Origin of the sequence: Gordonia ajococcus (assembly GCF_012974285.1) — a bacterium.
Taxonomy (GTDB): domain Bacteria; phylum Actinomycetota; class Actinomycetes; order Mycobacteriales; family Mycobacteriaceae; genus Gordonia; species Gordonia amicalis.
Window position 1 is genome coordinate 1,101,007 of record NZ_CP052884.1, and the last position, 15,518, is coordinate 1,116,524.

Annotated in this window: 15 protein-coding genes; 6 read left to right on the plus strand and 9 right to left on the minus strand. The window is 67.4% G+C overall.

All coding sequences use genetic code 11. The annotated features are described in order from the left end of the window. Positions 1–57: 57 nt before the first annotated feature. From GAA2_RS05055 to GAA2_RS05065, 3 genes are all read left to right on the plus strand, one after another. On the plus strand, positions 58–330 hold the full coding sequence (locus GAA2_RS05055) for an excalibur calcium-binding domain-containing protein (protein ID WP_006435309.1): 273 nt from the start codon (positions 58–60) through the stop codon (positions 328–330). Between the two features lie 161 nt (positions 331–491). Continuing rightward, positions 492–1,322, plus strand: coding sequence for a DUF2786 domain-containing protein (locus GAA2_RS05060; protein ID WP_006435310.1), 831 nt, complete (start codon positions 492–494; stop codon positions 1,320–1,322). Positions 1,323–1,559: 237 nt separating this feature from the next. Continuing rightward, a complete protein-coding gene (locus GAA2_RS05065; protein ID WP_374978477.1) occupies positions 1,560–2,384 on the plus strand; it encodes a LysR family transcriptional regulator in 825 nt (274 codons plus the stop codon). 64 nt (positions 2,385–2,448) lie between these two features. On the opposite strand, the gene GAA2_RS05070 is transcribed toward GAA2_RS05065, so the two are convergent. The 6 genes from GAA2_RS05070 to GAA2_RS05095 form a co-directional block, all read right to left on the minus strand. Next, a complete protein-coding gene (locus tag GAA2_RS05070; RefSeq protein WP_006435312.1) occupies positions 2,449–3,363 on the minus strand; it encodes a carbohydrate ABC transporter permease in 915 nt (304 codons plus the stop codon). Continuing rightward, positions 3,350–4,318 carry a carbohydrate ABC transporter permease gene (locus GAA2_RS05075; RefSeq protein ID WP_006435313.1) on the minus strand — a complete coding sequence of 323 codons (969 nt, stop codon included), beginning with the start codon at positions 4,316–4,318 and terminating at the stop codon, positions 3,350–3,352. Before GAA2_RS05075 ends, GAA2_RS05070 begins: the two co-directional genes overlap by 14 nt. Before the next feature lie 3 nt (positions 4,319–4,321). Beyond that, a complete protein-coding gene (locus tag GAA2_RS05080) occupies positions 4,322–5,176 on the minus strand; it encodes a metallophosphoesterase (RefSeq protein WP_006435314.1) in 855 nt (284 codons plus the stop codon). Beyond that, positions 5,173–6,555 (minus strand): ABC transporter substrate-binding protein, encoded by a 1,383-nt coding sequence (locus GAA2_RS05085; RefSeq protein ID WP_191834764.1) that lies wholly within the window; start codon positions 6,553–6,555, stop codon positions 5,173–5,175. Before GAA2_RS05085 ends, GAA2_RS05080 begins: the two co-directional genes overlap by 4 nt. Beyond that, positions 6,552–7,682 (minus strand): ABC transporter ATP-binding protein, encoded by a 1,131-nt coding sequence (locus GAA2_RS05090; RefSeq protein ID WP_006435316.1) that lies wholly within the window; start codon positions 7,680–7,682, stop codon positions 6,552–6,554. The genes GAA2_RS05085 and GAA2_RS05090 overlap by 4 nt, the downstream gene beginning before the upstream one ends. 179 nt (positions 7,683–7,861) lie before the next feature. Then, on the minus strand, positions 7,862–8,761 hold the full coding sequence (locus GAA2_RS05095) for a YhjD/YihY/BrkB family envelope integrity protein (protein WP_006435317.1): 900 nt from the start codon (positions 8,759–8,761) through the stop codon (positions 7,862–7,864). Positions 8,762–8,809: 48 nt separating this feature from the next. On the opposite strand from GAA2_RS05095, the gene GAA2_RS05100 reads away from it, so the two are divergent. After that, complete coding sequence (locus GAA2_RS05100) at positions 8,810–9,328, plus strand: TIGR04338 family metallohydrolase (protein ID WP_006435318.1); 519 nt, start codon at positions 8,810–8,812, stop codon at positions 9,326–9,328. 6 nt (positions 9,329–9,334) lie between these two features. On the opposite strand, the gene GAA2_RS05105 is transcribed toward GAA2_RS05100, so the two are convergent. The 3 genes from GAA2_RS05105 to GAA2_RS05115 all read right to left on the minus strand — a co-directional run bounded on the left by GAA2_RS05105 (position 9,335) and on the right by GAA2_RS05115 (position 14,206). Continuing rightward, positions 9,335–10,624, minus strand: a complete 1,290-nt coding sequence (locus tag GAA2_RS05105; protein WP_006435319.1) for an oxygenase MpaB family protein — start codon at positions 10,622–10,624, stop codon at positions 9,335–9,337. A gap of 127 nt (positions 10,625–10,751) precedes the next feature. Further along, positions 10,752–12,809, minus strand: a complete 2,058-nt coding sequence (locus GAA2_RS05110; protein ID WP_006435320.1) for a CocE/NonD family hydrolase — start codon at positions 12,807–12,809, stop codon at positions 10,752–10,754. A 221-nt stretch (positions 12,810–13,030) separates the two neighbouring features. Further along, the gene (locus GAA2_RS05115) at positions 13,031–14,206 is read right to left on the minus strand and encodes a glycoside hydrolase family 76 protein (protein ID WP_024499807.1); all 1,176 of its coding nucleotides are present in this window, start codon (positions 14,204–14,206) and stop codon (positions 13,031–13,033) included. 265 nt (positions 14,207–14,471) lie between these two features. Between GAA2_RS05115 and rplJ the strand changes: the two genes are divergently transcribed. Next, entirely contained in the window at positions 14,472–14,996 is a 525-nt protein-coding gene (gene rplJ / locus GAA2_RS05120; RefSeq protein WP_006435322.1) for a 50S ribosomal protein L10, read from the plus strand. A gap of 80 nt (positions 14,997–15,076) precedes the next feature. After that, positions 15,077–15,466, plus strand: coding sequence for a 50S ribosomal protein L7/L12 (gene rplL, locus GAA2_RS05125; protein ID WP_005199657.1), 390 nt, complete (start codon positions 15,077–15,079; stop codon positions 15,464–15,466). Positions 15,467–15,518: the final 52 nt, after the last annotated feature.

Below are 15,518 nucleotides of genomic sequence, written 5' to 3' on the forward strand. Positions count from 1 at the left end.
CGACGACGCTGCCGGGTTAGCTTTGCCTGGTCACATCGGTCTAGGGAGAGTTCGACGATGAGTGCTTCGCGAAAGATGGTTCTGGGGTTCGTCGCTGCGGCGTCGATGGCAGTCGCGCCGCTGATGGTCGCGGCACCCGCGTCGGCCGCGACCGACTACGCCAACTGCACGGCACTCAACGCCGACTACCCGCACGGCGTCGGCGAGCCCGGTGCCGTCGATTCGACCTCCAGCACCCCGGTCACGAACTTCACCGTCGACCAGGCCCTCTACGACGCCAACGACGAGAGCGATCGCGACAAGGACGGCATCGCCTGCGAGAAGCAGTGACCGCGATTCCACTCCGGTGACGTGTTCACCCCGCGTCGTGTTCGGCGAGACCCGCGCGACATCGCCCGCTGGTTGTCCGCGGGCGGAGCTCCCGACCCTGGCCTTTCCGGCCCGTCGGCGGCCCGATGGAACCGATCGGGCCGCTGGATAGTCTGAAATACATGCGCGACGACAAGCTGCTCACCCGGATCTCCGCCCTCCTGCGACAGGCGGAGAACACCGACAACGAGCACGAAGCCGAGACGTTCATGCAGGCCGCACAGCGTCTGGCCACGGCGTCGTCGATCGATCTCGCCGTGGCCCGCGCGCACGATCCGGCCGCCCGCAAGAAGGCCACCCCCATCTCGCGGCAGATCAAGATCGGCGAGCCGGGCAAGCGCGGCCTGCGCACCTACGTGCAACTGTTCGTGGCCATCACCGCGGCCAACGACGTGACCGTCGACGTCGCGAGCAACTCGACCTTCGTCCTCGCCTACGGCTACGAGGCCGACATCGACGCCTGCGAGGCGCTCTACACGTCGCTGATCATCCAGATGGTCGCCGCCAGCGACGCCTACCTGAGGTCGGGGGCGTACAAGGGCGAGACATTCGCGCGGGTCGTCACGAAGGGCAGCGGATGGCGTGCCCGCCGGGTGATCGAGGAGAAACCGCTGTCGCCCATCACGGCGCGACTCAACTTCCAATCGGCCTTCGCCGAACGCATCGGCAAGCGGCTCACCGAGGCGCGCGACGCCGCCCGCGAAGAAGCCCTCGCCGCCGAGCGGAGGTCCGGTGAGCCCGAACGTTCGACGGCGCTGGCGTTGCTCAACAAGGAACTCGAGGTCACCGACTTCTACAAGACCGAGTCCACCGCACGCGGCACGTGGCGACCGTCGAGTGCATCGGCCGGCTACTCCGAGGCCGCACGGAAGGCGGGCGACCGCGCGGGGCGTCGGGCCAAGATCGGTGCCGACCGCGAATTCGGCGGTGCCCGAGGGGCTCTGGAGGCCTGACGGCGCTCGACCCCTCGCCGATCGAGGGTGCTGCGGCCAGGGATCCGTCCGACAGGTGGGCTTCGCCCGGAGTTCACCGCACGTTAGTCGGTGTCGATAGCGTGATCACCTGACCGCATCACGGCTTGACCAAGGGGGAATCCGTGGAATTCAGGCACCTGGTTTCGTTCCTCGCGATTAGCCGAGGAACTCCACTTCGGCCGGGCCGCTGCCCGTCTCCACCTCACCCAGCCGTCATTGAGCGCCCAGCTCCAGAAACTGGAACGGTCGTTGGGCGTGCAGCTCGTGCAGCGCACCTCGCACGAGGTCAAACTCACCTCGGCCGGTGAGGCCTTCGAGTCCCACGCCCGGCTCATCGTCCTGCAGATGGAGAAAGCGGCCACCAGCGCCAAGTCCACCGCCGAGGGGCTGTCCGGGTCGCTGAACGTCGGATACAACCTGCCGGCCGGACACCACGTCCTGCCGACGGTGATGACGCGGATGAGCAAGGACTATCCGGACATCTCGATCTCGCTGTGGGAGAAGCGGACCGGACCGCAACTGGCGGCACTGTCGGACGGCACGCTCGACGTCGCCCTGGCGTACGGGCGTCCGCACACCCGACAGTTCCGGTCGCGTCGGTTGCTCGCCGACATCCCCATCGTGGCGATCGTCGGCCGCGGCCATCGGTGGGCCGGGCGGTCCGGGGTGCGCTTCGCCGAACTCGCCGCCGAGCAGTGTTTGCTGTTCCAGCGCGAACAGACCCCCGCGATGTACGACTCGATCGTGAGGGCAGCGGCCGAGGCGGGTATCGAGATAACCCTCGCCGGCACAGCGGACGATCCGGGCGCGGCTGCCTACATGGTGGCGGCCAAACCGTTGGTCGGTTTCGCGTCGCTGCCGCGTGCGGTGGCCGTGGGACGGGGTGTCCCGGGGCCGGGACCCGTCGCGGTGAAGCTGTTCGACCCGATCCCGGTCATCGACCTGTACGCCGTGTGGCGTGCCGACGACACCAGCCCGGTGGTCGCTCGCTTTCTCGACTGCCTGGGCGACGAGGCCGACTCCCGGCGTCTGGTCGGCTGACGCGGGCGACTCGCGTGCTCGTCGGGATGACGCGAATGCGGGCACCTCGAGCAAGACCCGACGCCTACTTCAGTCCGGAGCGCACGAACGCGTTGACGACGTGGCGTTGCATGAGCAGGTACAGGACGAACACCGGGAGGCAGGTCATCCCGGCAAGGGCCATCATCGCGCCCCAGTTGGTGCCCTCGGCCGTCATGAAACTCCGCAGGCCGATCTGCACGACCGAACCCGCCCGCTGCAGGATCATCGCGAGCCAGAAGTACTCATTCCACGCATTGATGAACAGGAGGATTCCGAGCGCCGCCAGCGCCGGCCGCAGGTTGGGCACGACCACGGTCCACAGGATCGACCACGACCCCCGGCCGTCCAACTCGGCGGCCGTCACCAGCTCCTTGGGGAAGGACTCCAGGTGCTGGCGCAGCATGAGCACGGCGAGAGCCGAGCACATCGTCGGCATCACCACGCCGGCCAGCGTGTTGAGCAGACCGAGCTGCTGAAGCAGAACGTAGTTCGGCAGCATCGTGACCTGGAAGGGCACCAGCCAGGTGCCGACGAAACCGAGGTAGAGCAGTCCCTTGAAACGGAATTCGAAGACGGCGAATCCGTAGGCCGCGAGCAACGCGACGAGTAGTTGCGCGACCATCGAGCCGGTGGCGACCGCGCAGGTGTTGAGCAGCAGACGGACTACATCGGTCTGCGCCCCCGCGTCGGCGAAGTTCTGGAATGACAGCGGCCACGGCAGCGGGGCCAGCGAGTACTGGTCCTCGGGTCGTCGCAGCGCGGTCGCGACCATCCAGTAGATCGGGAACCCGCAGGCCACCGCGATGGTGGCGAGGACGAGGTGACCGCGTATCCGTGCACCGCGGGTGACGCCGCGGGCGCGTGACTCGCGGGCGGGAACCGCACCCACCGCTGTCGCGGCGTCACGCGTGGTGGCGGCGCCGGTCAGGTCGTGGGTCCGCAGGTCACTTGTCGTCATGGAAGGTCACCCGTTCCGATAGGCGGACCAGCCCGGCGGCGAGCAGTCCGAACAGGACGAAGACGACGATGCCCATCGCCGCACTCATGCCGGCATCGAAGGTCTGGAAGCCGTACTCCCACAACAGGTAGTACACGTTGGTGGTGGCACCGGACGGACCACCCTGGGTGAGGGTGTCGATCAGTGGGAAGGTCCACTGCGCGCTCAGGAGCACGGTGAGCAGCGCCAGGAGCACGAGGGACGGAGAGAGCAGCGGCAGCGTTATCCACCGGTCGATCTGCGCGTTCGTGGCACCGTCCACGCGGGCGGCCTCGTGGTAGTCGGGGTTGATGCCGGCGATGCCGGCCGTGACGACCAGGACGGCGAAGCCGACGACATGCCACCCGGTGATCACGATGATCGCGAGCTGCGCCGTCCGGGTGTCGTTGATCCAGTTGACCTCGAGACCGAGGACGCGATTGATGGCACCGTCCTCCGGTTCGGCCAGCCACCGCCAGGCCGCCGCCGATGCCACGGGCGCGACGAGGAACGGTGCAAAGATGACGCTCTGGTAGATCACCCGCATCCGGCCGGTGACGCTGCGGCTCGCAAACGCGATCACGACCGGGGCCAGTACCGCGAAGGGCAACAGTCCCACGATGACCTCCACTGTGTGCCAAAGGGATTCACCGACCTCGGGGAGTTCGGTGAGCCGCCGGTAGTTGTCCCCGCCGACCCCGACCATCGGGTTGTCCGGCAGCAGGTTCCACGAGTGGAACGACAGCTGCACGGCCTGCGCCAGTGGCCGGTACGTCCAGATCACCAGCAACGCGACCGCCGGGGCGAGATACATGTACGGTGTCGCGCGGCGGAGGATGCGCCCACGCGATGGTCGTCGTACCCGGGTGGGCGCGGCAGCGGGCACATCCCGGGGCGTCGTACCGGACGGAGAGGGGTTGCCGAGAGGAATCAGCACGGGTCAGTCCTGACGTGCCGGCTCACGCAGTGCCGCCAGCGTCTGTGATTCGTCGGCGTCGTACACCGTCTCGGTCGGGGTGGCCTCGACCGCGGTCGCGACGACGGTGCCGTCCACGACGTCGATGCGACTGAAGCCGTATCCGATGTGCCCCCGATGCCGCCCCACCGGGGCGAGGGTGTCGAGACGGTAGGCGAGTGCCGGCCCGACCCACACCGGGATCCCCGCCAGTGAACCGCCTCCGGTGAGATGCGAGTGCCCGCAGACGATCATCCGCACATCGGATCCGGCAAGGGCCTCTGCCAGCCGGTCGGCCTCGCGCAGGCGCAGCAGGTCGATCGGCGCGATCGCCGATCGCAACGGCGGATGGTGAAGCGCCAGCACCGTGGTGCCCGACGGTGCGGGCGTTGCCACCTCGTCGCGCAACCAGGCCAGCTGCTCGGGTTCAAGCCATCCGTCATGCCGGCGCGGACGGGTGCTGTCCAAGGTGATCACCCGGGTTCCGCGCAATAGATGCACGGTGTCGTGCGGCGCATCGGGATCACCCGGCTGGTCGAACAATCCGATCCGGAATGCTTCTCGTGCATCGTGATTGCCCATCGCGTAGATCACCTGTGCGCCGATCGACCCGGCCGCGGGCTCGACGAGGTCGCGCAACCTGCGGTAGGCCCGGACGTCCCCGTTGTCGGTGAGATCACCCGACAACAGCAGCGCATCCACGCGCCTGCCGGAGGCGACGATCCGCTCGAGCACCTCGCCGAGGTTGCGGGCGCTGTCCACGACGCCCCGCAGCAACTGTCCCGGGGGCACGATGTGGGTGTCGGTCAGCTGCAAGATGGTGCAGTCCGTCGTACTCATCGAGCCGGCATCAATCGGGTCGACTGGCGCTGCGCCTCGCTCAGCGCGGCCTGTGGGTCGGCACCCTGGTAGACGACCTTCTCGACGGCTGTCATCAGGTTGCTCTGGATCTGCTTGTAGCTGTTGCCCGGCATCGACCGCCAGGGTTCGAGTCGTTGCAGCTGATCCAGATTCGGATCGATCAGCCCGCGGTTCTCGCGTGCCCATTCGCTCAGGTGAGCCGGGTCGTCGACGAGGCCGGTACGGAGCGGCAGGTATCCGATGCCCTTGGCGATCGTCGTGAACGCGTCGTTGCCGGTCAGATAGCGGATCAGCTCCCACGCCGCCCGCTGCTTGGCTGGGTCCTTGGCGAAGATGTACAGTGCCACACCGGAATTGGTGGGTACCGTGGGATGTTGGCCGAAGGCCGGCATCGGTGCCGCGCGTAGTTCCCACTTGTCTTTCGCGCCCCCGAGGAACGTCGCCTGCATGGAACTGCTCTCCAGGATCATGCCCATGTCGCCACGCGTGAATGCCTCGTAACCCTGCTTCTGCGTGAATGCCGGTGTGCCACCGGACTTCACGAGCTGCTGGGCCATCGTGGTGACCGCGATCGCGGCGGGGTCGGCGAATGACAAGGTGGTGCGGTCCGGGGAGATGACCTGTCCGCCGGCGGAACGGATCAGGCTCTGATAGCCCCAGTCGGTGGCCGATTTGGTCAGGCAGTCGATGTAGACGCCGCCCTTGCCGGTCCGGGCGGCGATCGCACGGGCTGCTCCGGCGACCTCGTCCCACGTGGCGGGAGGCTTGTCGGGGTCGAGGCCGGCGCGGCGGAACAGGTCGGCGTTGTAATAGAACACCGGGGTCGACATCACGAACGGAATTCCGAAGGTGACGCCGTCGGACACACCGAGCGTTCGCACGCTCGACGCGTAGGGGTGGCGCTCGGAGAAGTGCGCTTCGACGGCGTCGGTGCCGAACAGTGCCGAGAGTGGCTGGGCGCCGAGCTGGTCGACGACGAAACCGAAATCGCCGAAGCCCAGCTGTGCGACGTCGGGGGCCGAGCCGGCCACCGACTGGTTCTGCACGCTCGAGATGGCGTCGCGGGCGGGGTTGGGGCTGTTGCCCTGCGGTTTCTGGGCCTTGACGGTGATGTTGGGGTGTTTCTTGCTGAAATCGGCGATCAGTGTGTTGAAGGTGTCGGTCCATGCACCGGCCAGACCGTAGTTGTAGCTCTCGAAGACGATCGTGACCTTCTGGGCCGGATCGAGTTCGGGCACCGCGACGGCGGTTCCCTCCCCGGCGGTCGAACCCATGCTGCAGGCGGACAGTACGACGGCGGTGGTGGTGAGTGCGGCGACGATCGCCACTGCTCTGCGACGCAGGGACCTGCGACTCATGATGCTGCTCCTTGTCGGATGAGGGTGTTCTCGCGGGTGGTGGAGGTGTCCGGCTTCCACTGCAGACGCCGGCCGCTGGACCGGTCGAAGAGATGGATGTCGCCGGCAGCGACGGACAGGCGGATGTGGTCGCCCGCGCGCGCCGTCGGGCGTCGGACGCGGGCCTGCAATGTCGTGGTGTGGGCGCGCAGGTGCAGGACCTCGTCACTGCCGACGTTCTCGACGGTGAGGACCTCCGCGGCGATCTGGCCGCGCGGGTCGAGCACCATCCGTTCCGGCCGGATTCCGGCGGTGACCTCGTGCGGGGCATATCCGCCGGCCGGCGTGGGCAGGTCGATCGGTAGGTGAATCCCGGGTGCGCGCACCACCATCCGGTCGTTCTCGGAGGCCACCACGGCGTCGAACAGGCACATCGGCGGGGCGCCGAGGAACGCGGCCACGAAGGTCGACGCGGGTTGGTCGTACAGCTCGTCGGGCGCGCCGACCTGCTCGACGTGGCCCGAGTCGAGCAACACGATGCGCGTCGCCATCGACATGGCCTCGATCTGGTCATGGGTGACGTACAGGAACGTGGCGCCGATGCGATCGTGCAGGTCGACGAGTTCGGTCCTGGTGGCCGAACGCAGCCGGGCATCGAGATTCGACAGCGGTTCGTCCATCAGATAAGCGCCCGGTTCCTGCACCATCGCACGGGCGAGGGCCACGCGCTGGCGTTGTCCGCCCGACAGGGCTGCCGGGCGGCGTGCGAGCAGTTCCGTGAGTGCGAGCGACGACGCCACCCGCTCGACCCGTCCGGTGATCTCAGCGCGCCGGACAGACCGGGCCCGCAGCGGGAACGCGACGTTCTTGGCGACAGTGAGATGCGGATACAGGGCGTAGCTCTGGAACACCATCGCGAGACGCCGGTCTCGGGGCGGCAGATCGGTGACGTCGTGGCCGTCGATCCGGATCTCACCCGCGGTCGGCTCGGCGAGACCGGCGATCATCCGCAGGAGCGTGGACTTGCCGCATCCGCTGGGGCCGAGGAAGACGATGAACTCGCCGTCGGCGACGTCGAGGTCTATCGAGTTCAGCGCTCGTGTGGACCCGTAATCCTTGGTGAGTCCGGAAAGCTCGATCCGGCTCACGACGAGATCGCCTCCGGCAGCGACCGATCCGGGCGGTCATCTGGATGGTGTCGTGCGGTTCCTGCGGTCATGGTGTCCCCTCCGGTTCACGATCTGCGCAGACACAGTGTCGGGCGCGGACGGTGACGAGGGGGGATGGATAGGCAGCGCCTATCGTGCGAGAGCGGGCGGCCCGGAGCTCACACCGGCGGGCGGTACCAGGAGGCGGTCGGCACGGTGAACGGTGTAGGCGTTCCCGCCCACCGCTGAACCCGGCGTCCCACGCGGCCCTCGTCGGTGACCACGGCATGCACGACGATGGCGGTCACGACCAGGATCGCGGCGAAGACGAACAGCCAGCCGATCGCGACGAAGACGATGCCGAGCGTGCCGAAGTAGCGGATGGTGCTCGACGCCAGCGTGGGCAGCGCGACGCGGCTCCCGGCCAGCAGCACCGTGATCAGCAGGCCCGTGCCCACGCCGTTGAGCACCAGGAGGCGGAGCGGGACCTGGGTGGAGACCAGCAGTCGCGGGATCACGGTGAACGTGGCGGACCAGATCATGACCGTCACCACGAAGATCAGCACGATGCCGAGCAGCCCGCTGCCCCCGAGATAGATGCCGAAGAGCGATTCGGCCCGCAATCCCGTCGACAATCCTTGCGCGGTCACGGCGGCCGGGATGAGGAACAACACGACCACCCAACGCCAGAACGCTCGCCATGGCAGTTTGGTGACACCCCAGATCGAGACATACATTCGGCCGAGTGCACGTGACAGGGAGGTGGCGCCGGCGATGGTCATCAGTGCGCCGATGACCCCGAAGGTGGCGAAGGACTGCGGGTCGTCGACCGACGTGTGGTCGAGGCGGCTCACCGGGATGCCGAGTTCGGTCAGCGCGTCGTCGACGACGTCCGTGCCCGGCAGGGTGAGCACCAGGATGACGATGGGCAGGATCGAGGTGAACGCCTGCGCGGCGAGGGTCATCGCCCGGTCGGTCACGTCACCGCGGGCGATGTCGGTGAGGATGCGCAGGCTGAGCGTCGCACCAGGGAGTCGGAGCACGCGTTCGGCGAACGCGCGCACGTCGGGACGGCGCATGAAGACTCCCATCGGGTACAGCGGACCCTCATCATCATTGGTGATGCCGTGAGCCCCCGTGACACCGGGCGTGCCCGGTACTACGACGCCGAGCGACTCGTGTTCCGGCTTTTCGACACCGCGTCGTCGTCGCGCACCGTGCAGCTGGCCGGGACCGAACTCACCTTGCCGGCCGAGGCCCGGTTCGCCTCGATCGAGGCGGTGCGTGACTACGTGCGGCGGGTCTTGGAGCTGCCGAGCGTACGATCGCGGTTCCCGCGCGCCGCCGAGCCCGTGTCGGTACGCGAGCGCCGAGGTCAGAGCTCGGCGCACTACGCCCGGTCGACGACGGTGTCCGGAAACGAACTCGTGCGCGCCGAGATCGCGATCCCGTCGTCGGCCGAGGGGCGGTGGGCATTACGGGAGCTGGTCGTTCTGCACGAACTCGCCCATCATCTCGACGACTCCAGGGGCCCGGGACACGGACGAGGCTTCGTGCTCACCTTCATCGAACTCGTGGGTATGGTCCTCGGGCCCGAGGCGGCGTTCGTCTTCCGCGTCGTCCTCGCCGACTCGGGGATCGGCTGATCGGGTTCAGTGGCCGGTGATCGCCTTGGCCGAATGGCCGATCGTCGCATCGCCCCCGGCCATGATCCGCATGAACTCGCGCTGTTCGGCCATCCCACGCTCCGCGGCCCGTTCCCGTCCTCCCGGTCGCTGGGCGGCGATCGAACGGATGATGTTGACGGGGAACCGGATCGCCGGATACCACGGCAGGACGAACGGCAGTCCCAGGGTGTGCATCGCACCTCGTCCGAGGAACGCGCTGGTGATCGAGAGATGTTGCGAGCGCGCGATCTTGCGCCGCAGACCCGCGAACCGGCGATAGTCCCACTGGAGTGGGTCGTCGGCCATCGGAACCGAGAGCTGCCTGGTCGTCTCATCCGGGGTCGAGAGGACGTACGAGGTTTGGTGGAGCACACGGATCGCGTCGCGAAAATCCCTGGGCAGGAACTCGTCCTGGACGCCGAGAAGCCAACCGGTGTACCGCGTGAGGTGTGCGACGGCGTCGTACTCGCCGGGCCGATTGACGAGTCCCATCATCACCGCTCCGAGGCTGGGCGAGACGAGCGCCCCGATCAGCGTCGCGGCCATGTCGGTCTGGTTGATGGGAAGTCCCCAGGCGTCGGAATCCCAGTCCGGGAGGGCGGCGACGTGGCGTCGGACGAATGCATGGATCAGCCGGACGTGCAGCGTCGATCGATAGCCGACTCCCTGTGGCAGCAAACCGTTCTCGGTGATGACGTCGGTGGCCCACTGGGTGGTCTCGGCGAAGCGCTTGTTCGAACCCTTCTCCAATGCGCCGGTGCGCAACAGGGTCTGGTTGAAGCCGGAGAACTGGTAGCCGCCCAGCAACGCGACGTCACGTGCGACGTACAGGCCGTCGGCGCCGCCGCTGCGCATGATCCGGGCACCCTCTTCGATCAGGTCCCGGTCGACCCAGTCCGGGGTCTTCTCGTAGACCTCGAAGAACTCGCGGAGCGGAGCCGGGGCGTCGGTCACCGAAGCGATGCCGTTCTCCAGCGCCTGCTCGAACAGCGGACGCGCCTGCGTCATCCCGGCCGTGTGCATCCACTCGACCAGGCGATCGGCCGGTTCGTCGCCGACGGTGAGGAGCTCGCCGATGTGGCGGAAGAGTTCTCGGTCGGGTTTACGCAGGCCCAGCAGAAGGCCGACGGCCCACAGGCCGGTCGGGATCTTGCACGGACCCGATGGGTGTCGCGTCGGGATCGTCGTCGCGGTGGGGAGCGGTGCAGGGGGGATCGGCGCGGCGGGGCCCGGGGGCGCCTGCGGTGCGGTGGAGGCGACCCGTGAGGTGGTCATCGGACGTGCACTCCGATCGGAGACGTTTCGAACAGGGCTGTCATCGAAACGTAGGTCTCCGGCGCCGCAGAGTCAATGGGACGGATGAAAATATTCGTCCCAAATGGCTGGTCGCAGGATCGGGATGTCAGACGGTGGCGGCGTCCTCCAGGTCGGAACGCAACCCCTCACCGGCGAGCAACGTGAGGTAACTCGGATGCGCGGGGTCGAGGACCAGGCGCTGCTTGCGGCCGCGTGCCTTGATCAGGTCGGGCACGACGGTGAGGTAGCGCGGCAGGCTGGCCGCGTAGACGTCTACGCGCAGACGGTGGCCGGGTTGCAGTACCGCGTCGGTGGGGACGAGGTCGACATCGATGCGGACCGGTTCGTCGGCCGGGACCGGCAGTTTGTGCTTGTGGGACAGGTAGTGGTGCGCCGACAGCAGGCTGCCGTCGGTGGTGTACGTCGACTTGCTGCGGTCCAGGGCGCGATTCGACGCCGACAGTGCGCCGTTGGTGAGTACGGTCGACGTGCCGTCGGGCGCAACGTCGTTCACGGTCACCGCCCAGATCGCCTCGTGCGCGGTGGTCGCGACGTTGAGTCGCAGGTTCATCGCACCGCTGACCGGGGTCGCCTCGAGAACCGGTGCCGTCGTGAACGACAGCGCACCCCGCTCCTGGAAACGAGCGTCCTTGGCGTAGTCGGCGCCGAGGACCATCGTTGCGCCGGCAGTCACCTGGGTCATGTCGCGCGACCGCAGTCCGCGGGTGTCGGGACGGATGTGCAGCGATGAGACACCTTGTGCGGGAGTCGAACCCAGCGTTCCGTCATGAACGGCGTGATCGGCGGTGGACGAGGTGTCCGGCGTCAGGTAGAGCCGGGTCGGCGCCACGCCGGGCCGCGGGAAGTTCTGTCCGGCCGTCCACGCGCCGCCCTGCTGCAGCATGGTGACCGGACCGTAGAACTCCACTCCGTTGCGGTGCCCCTTGAGCCAACGGTCGAACCAGGCGCGTTCGAGGACGTCGAGTCGCGGCGGCGCGAACTTGCCGCCGTAGCCCGAGCCGACGTCGAGGTGATAGCCGTCGCCGACGATCATCTGCTTGCGGCCCGGTTCCATCTTCAGTCGTTCGTAGACACCGGTGGCGCTGCGACCGAACAGGTCGTGCCATGCGCCGACCGTGAACGTGGGGGCCTCGATGCGGTCGACGATCGGGTCGCGTTCGTCGAAATACGGGTCGTCGAAGATGCGTGGGTCGCGCGCGGTGAGGAAACCCCAGAGCAGCGAGGGGATATCGGTGGCCGGCGACTTCACCCGGTCGATGGCCCACCGCAGAGCGTGGCCGCTGACGATGTCACGAACGATGTTGGCGGGGTTGGGAACCCACTTGAGCATGTTGACCGCCGACAACCACACCGGGATGAACGCCGACGGCATCCCGCCGGTGATGTAGATGTCACGCACGATGTCGTCGCAGCCCTCGACCGCGAAGACCGCCTTCAGCTGTGGCGGTCGCTTGTCCGCGGCCTGCAGCGAGTTGATCGCCGAATAGGACCAGCCGGCCAGGCCGACGGTTCCGTCACACCATTCCTGCTCGGCGACCCAGTCGATGATCTCCAGCGAGTCCTGCTGCTCACGCGGGCCGAGGATCTGCCACTTGCCGTGGCTGGCTCCGGTACCGCGTACGTCGACGACGACCTGTACGTAGCCGCTGCGCACCAGGTTGCGGTTGATGCCGAAGACGTCGAAGACCCCGCCGGACAGCGTCTGGGTGAGTGTCGTGAGGCCCTCGAGTGCGGTGCCGCTGGCGTCGATCGACGCCGACGCCGTGTGCAGGGCTTTGCCGAGCACAGGAGCGTGCAGTGCCTGATCGACGAAGTCGATGGCGGCCCGGTTGTACGGGTTGATGTTGATGATCGCGGGGTAGGGCGTGAGAACCGTCTGACCGAACCGGTTGGCCGGGCGGATCACCGTGGCACGCAGGACGGCACCGTCGCTCATGGTGATCGAGACGTCACGATCGATGACGACGCGCGGGTACAGCTGCTTGCCGTCGACCTGTTCACGCCAGCGGATGGCGTCGGCGCCACCCGTGGGGTCGCCGAGGGGGAGGGTGCCGAAGTGGGGCGCTTCGGTGATGCGCCGCGAGGGAAGTGGCGAGGGAACCGGGCGCGCGCGTCGTTCCGCGGGATCCAGCTGATACGTCATGGTGCATCACCCTGCCTGGGGTGGGGTGCCACACCGTGTGTGCTGCTGGTCGAGATGGCCGGGTGGACACCGACGCCCCGTCGTGTCGGTCGTGGGCGCCAGGCGGATCCGACTGCTTGGGATCCGGTGTGTTCCAGGTCACCTCACACGTTCGCTGAAGAATAGCTCAGCTTCGGTATCGGATGGCTAACCGGGTGGCGTCGGTTTGACCATCGGGGGATCTACGAACGATCACGTTCGGGCAGCGACAGGTCGATCGCGGCGGCGGCCTCGAGGACCATCCAGGCCGACAGCTGCACCGACAGGTCACGTTCGGGGACCTCCGACGGCGTCACGGCACCCGCGACGAACTGGGCTTTCTTGCCGGAAGCCGTTGGTACGACGGCCCTGCGGCGCCAGTCGCTGGGGAAGACCACGTGCCCGCGGATCTCCGTGCGATTGGCCCAGGCCGCGTCGGCGCTCGAGGTCACGATCCGGGCTGCCCGGGCGCGCAGTTCATCCGATCCGCCGACCTCGGGCAGATCGGTGGCGACGAGCGCCAGATAGCGGGCGAGCACCCCGTGGAACAGGCCGCCGTCGCCGCCTCCGCCGCCGTTGATCACCCCGTCGGTGCACGAGTGCTTCTCGACGGCCCCGAGAAGCCGGGCCAGACGGTCCAGGTGACGCTGTTCACCGGTCTCGCGGAAGACCTCGAGTTCGGCGCCGAGTACGACGCCCTGGCAGTAGGTGTACGTGCCGGTCTCGGCCTTCAGCGAACCGTCGGGCTGCTTCTTCAGGCCGTCGATGACCAGGTGGGTCTTCGGGTCGATGAGGTTGGCGTCCATCCAGTCGCACATCGCGACGGCGCGTTCGACGTGGCCGGTGCGGGCGACCAGGATCGCGGCGGGGCCGTTTGCGGGGGCGTTGAAGAACTGATCGGTGGTGCGCCACGGGATTCCGCCGCCGTCCTCGGGGACCCAGGCGTCGAGCATCCGTCGGGTCAGGGTCTCCAGGCCCCGCCGGTGGTCGAGGTCGAGGTGGCGGTCGGCTCGTTCGATCGCCAGGCCGAGCCAGGCCATGTCGTCGTAGTAGTTGTTGGTCCACCGCCCGAGGTTGCGGACCTTGATCCCGCGCAGTACCCGGTTGGCGTCGTCGGCGATGTGCGGATCGAAGGAGCGGTCACCCTCGACACGGTGGATCGCGGCGTCGACGAGAAGGTCGACGAGATGCGCATGCCACCAGTAGTGCCAGGATCCGAGGTGCGCCGCGACGAATCCGATCGGCCAGGCGACGGCCGCCGTGCGCGTCGCCGGCAACCCGAACGCGCGCTGCAGGTGGCGTGCCGCGATGGCGTCCATGGCGGCCTGCGCGCGCTCATTGGGGTCGTGCACCTCGGTCGATTTGGATTGTTGCCCCACGACCACGTAACCTAATCGTCGATGTGATGCACACCCGTGCGTCGTATCGGTTCAACCAGAGACCGTTGGTCGTCGGGAACTCCCGAACGAAGGCGCGACGAAGTCGCCGGCCCACGCAGGATGAACGAGGAATGTTGTCCCACACATTACGTGTGTGCGTCTTCACCCCCGTGCCTGCGCGCCGGGGCGTTTGTCATTTCCGCCTCCACGGCCCGTCGCTCAGTTGAACCCGACCAACTCAAGTGACGAGGAGAGGAGGCGAAGTATGGCCAAGTCCGAAAAGGTCGCCGCTGTTGCGGAGATCGCAGAGCAGTTCAAGGGCTCCACGGCGACGGTTATCACGGAATACCGTGGTCTGTCCGTCACCCAGATCTCCCAGCTGCGACGTTCCCTCGGTGAGGGTGCAACCTACTCCGTCGCCAAGAACACCCTGGTGAAGCGTGCCGCTGCTGAAGCGGGCGTGGAAGGGCTCGACGAGCTGTTCACCGGTCCGACCGCGATTGCCTTCATCGAAGGTGAGCCGGTTGTGGCCGCGAAGGCGATCAAGACGTTCGCCAAGGACAACAAGGCTCTGGTCATCAAGGGCGGGTACATGGACGGCCGCGCGCTGTCCATTGCCGAGATCGAGCAGATCGCCGACCTTGAGACCCGTGAGGTCTTGCTGGCCAAGCTCGCCGGTGCCATGAAGGGCAACTTGGCTAAGGCAGCCGGCCTGTTCAACCAGCCGGCATCGCAGGTCGCGCGTCTCGCAGCGGCCCTGCAGGAGAAGAAGAACGAAGCCGGCGAATAACTCGCCGCACCAAGCCGATCCCCGAACCGTACGGGGATGCACACCAACCCCGTACGGGGACTTACAGGAAGGACGCCACCATGGCGAAGCTCACCGCTGACGAGCTCATCGATCAGTTCAAGGAACTGACCCTGCTGGAGCTCAGCGATTTCGTGAAGAAGTTCGAAGAGGTCTTCGAGGTCACCGCGGCCGCTCCGGTCGCCGTTGCCGCTGCCGGTGCACCGGCTGCCGGTGGCGCCGAGGCTGCTGCCGAGCAGGACGAGTTCGACGTCATCCTCGAGGGTGCCGGCGACAAGAAGATCCAGGTCATCAAGGTCGTCCGCGAGGTCGTCTCGGGTCTGGGCCTGAAGGAAGCCAAGGACCTCGTCGAGGGTGCTCCGAAGGCTCTCCTGGAGAAGGTCGACAAGGACGCCGCCGAGGCTGCCAAGGCCAAGCTCGAAGAGGCCGGCGCCAAGGTCTCCGTCAAGTAAGCGGAGCGCACTTGCGCATCGAGGCCGTCAAGTAAGACTCTTCTTACGCGAC

Coding starts and splice junctions, on each gene's coding strand:
- GAA2_RS05060 (WP_006435310.1), top strand. CDS start 492: ATGCGCGACGACAAGCTGCTCACCCGGATCTCCGCCCTCCTGCGACAG.
- rplJ (WP_006435322.1), top strand. CDS start 14,472: ATGGCCAAGTCCGAAAAGGTCGCCGCTGTTGCGGAGATCGCAGAGCAG.
- GAA2_RS05080 (WP_006435314.1), bottom strand. CDS start 5,176: ATGAGTACGACGGACTGCACCATCTTGCAGCTGACCGACACCCACATC.
- GAA2_RS05085 (WP_191834764.1), bottom strand. CDS start 6,555: ATGAGTCGCAGGTCCCTGCGTCGCAGAGCAGTGGCGATCGTCGCCGCA.
- GAA2_RS05110 (WP_006435320.1), bottom strand. CDS start 12,809: ATGACGTATCAGCTGGATCCCGCGGAACGACGCGCGCGCCCGGTTCCC.
- GAA2_RS05105 (WP_006435319.1), bottom strand. CDS start 10,624: ATGACCACCTCACGGGTCGCCTCCACCGCACCGCAGGCGCCCCCGGGC.
- GAA2_RS05055 (WP_006435309.1), top strand. CDS start 58: ATGAGTGCTTCGCGAAAGATGGTTCTGGGGTTCGTCGCTGCGGCGTCG.
- rplL (WP_005199657.1), top strand. CDS start 15,077: ATGGCGAAGCTCACCGCTGACGAGCTCATCGATCAGTTCAAGGAACTG.
- GAA2_RS05070 (WP_006435312.1), bottom strand. CDS start 3,363: ATGACGACAAGTGACCTGCGGACCCACGACCTGACCGGCGCCGCCACC.
- GAA2_RS05095 (WP_006435317.1), bottom strand. CDS start 8,761: ATGCGCCGTCCCGACGTGCGCGCGTTCGCCGAACGCGTGCTCCGACTC.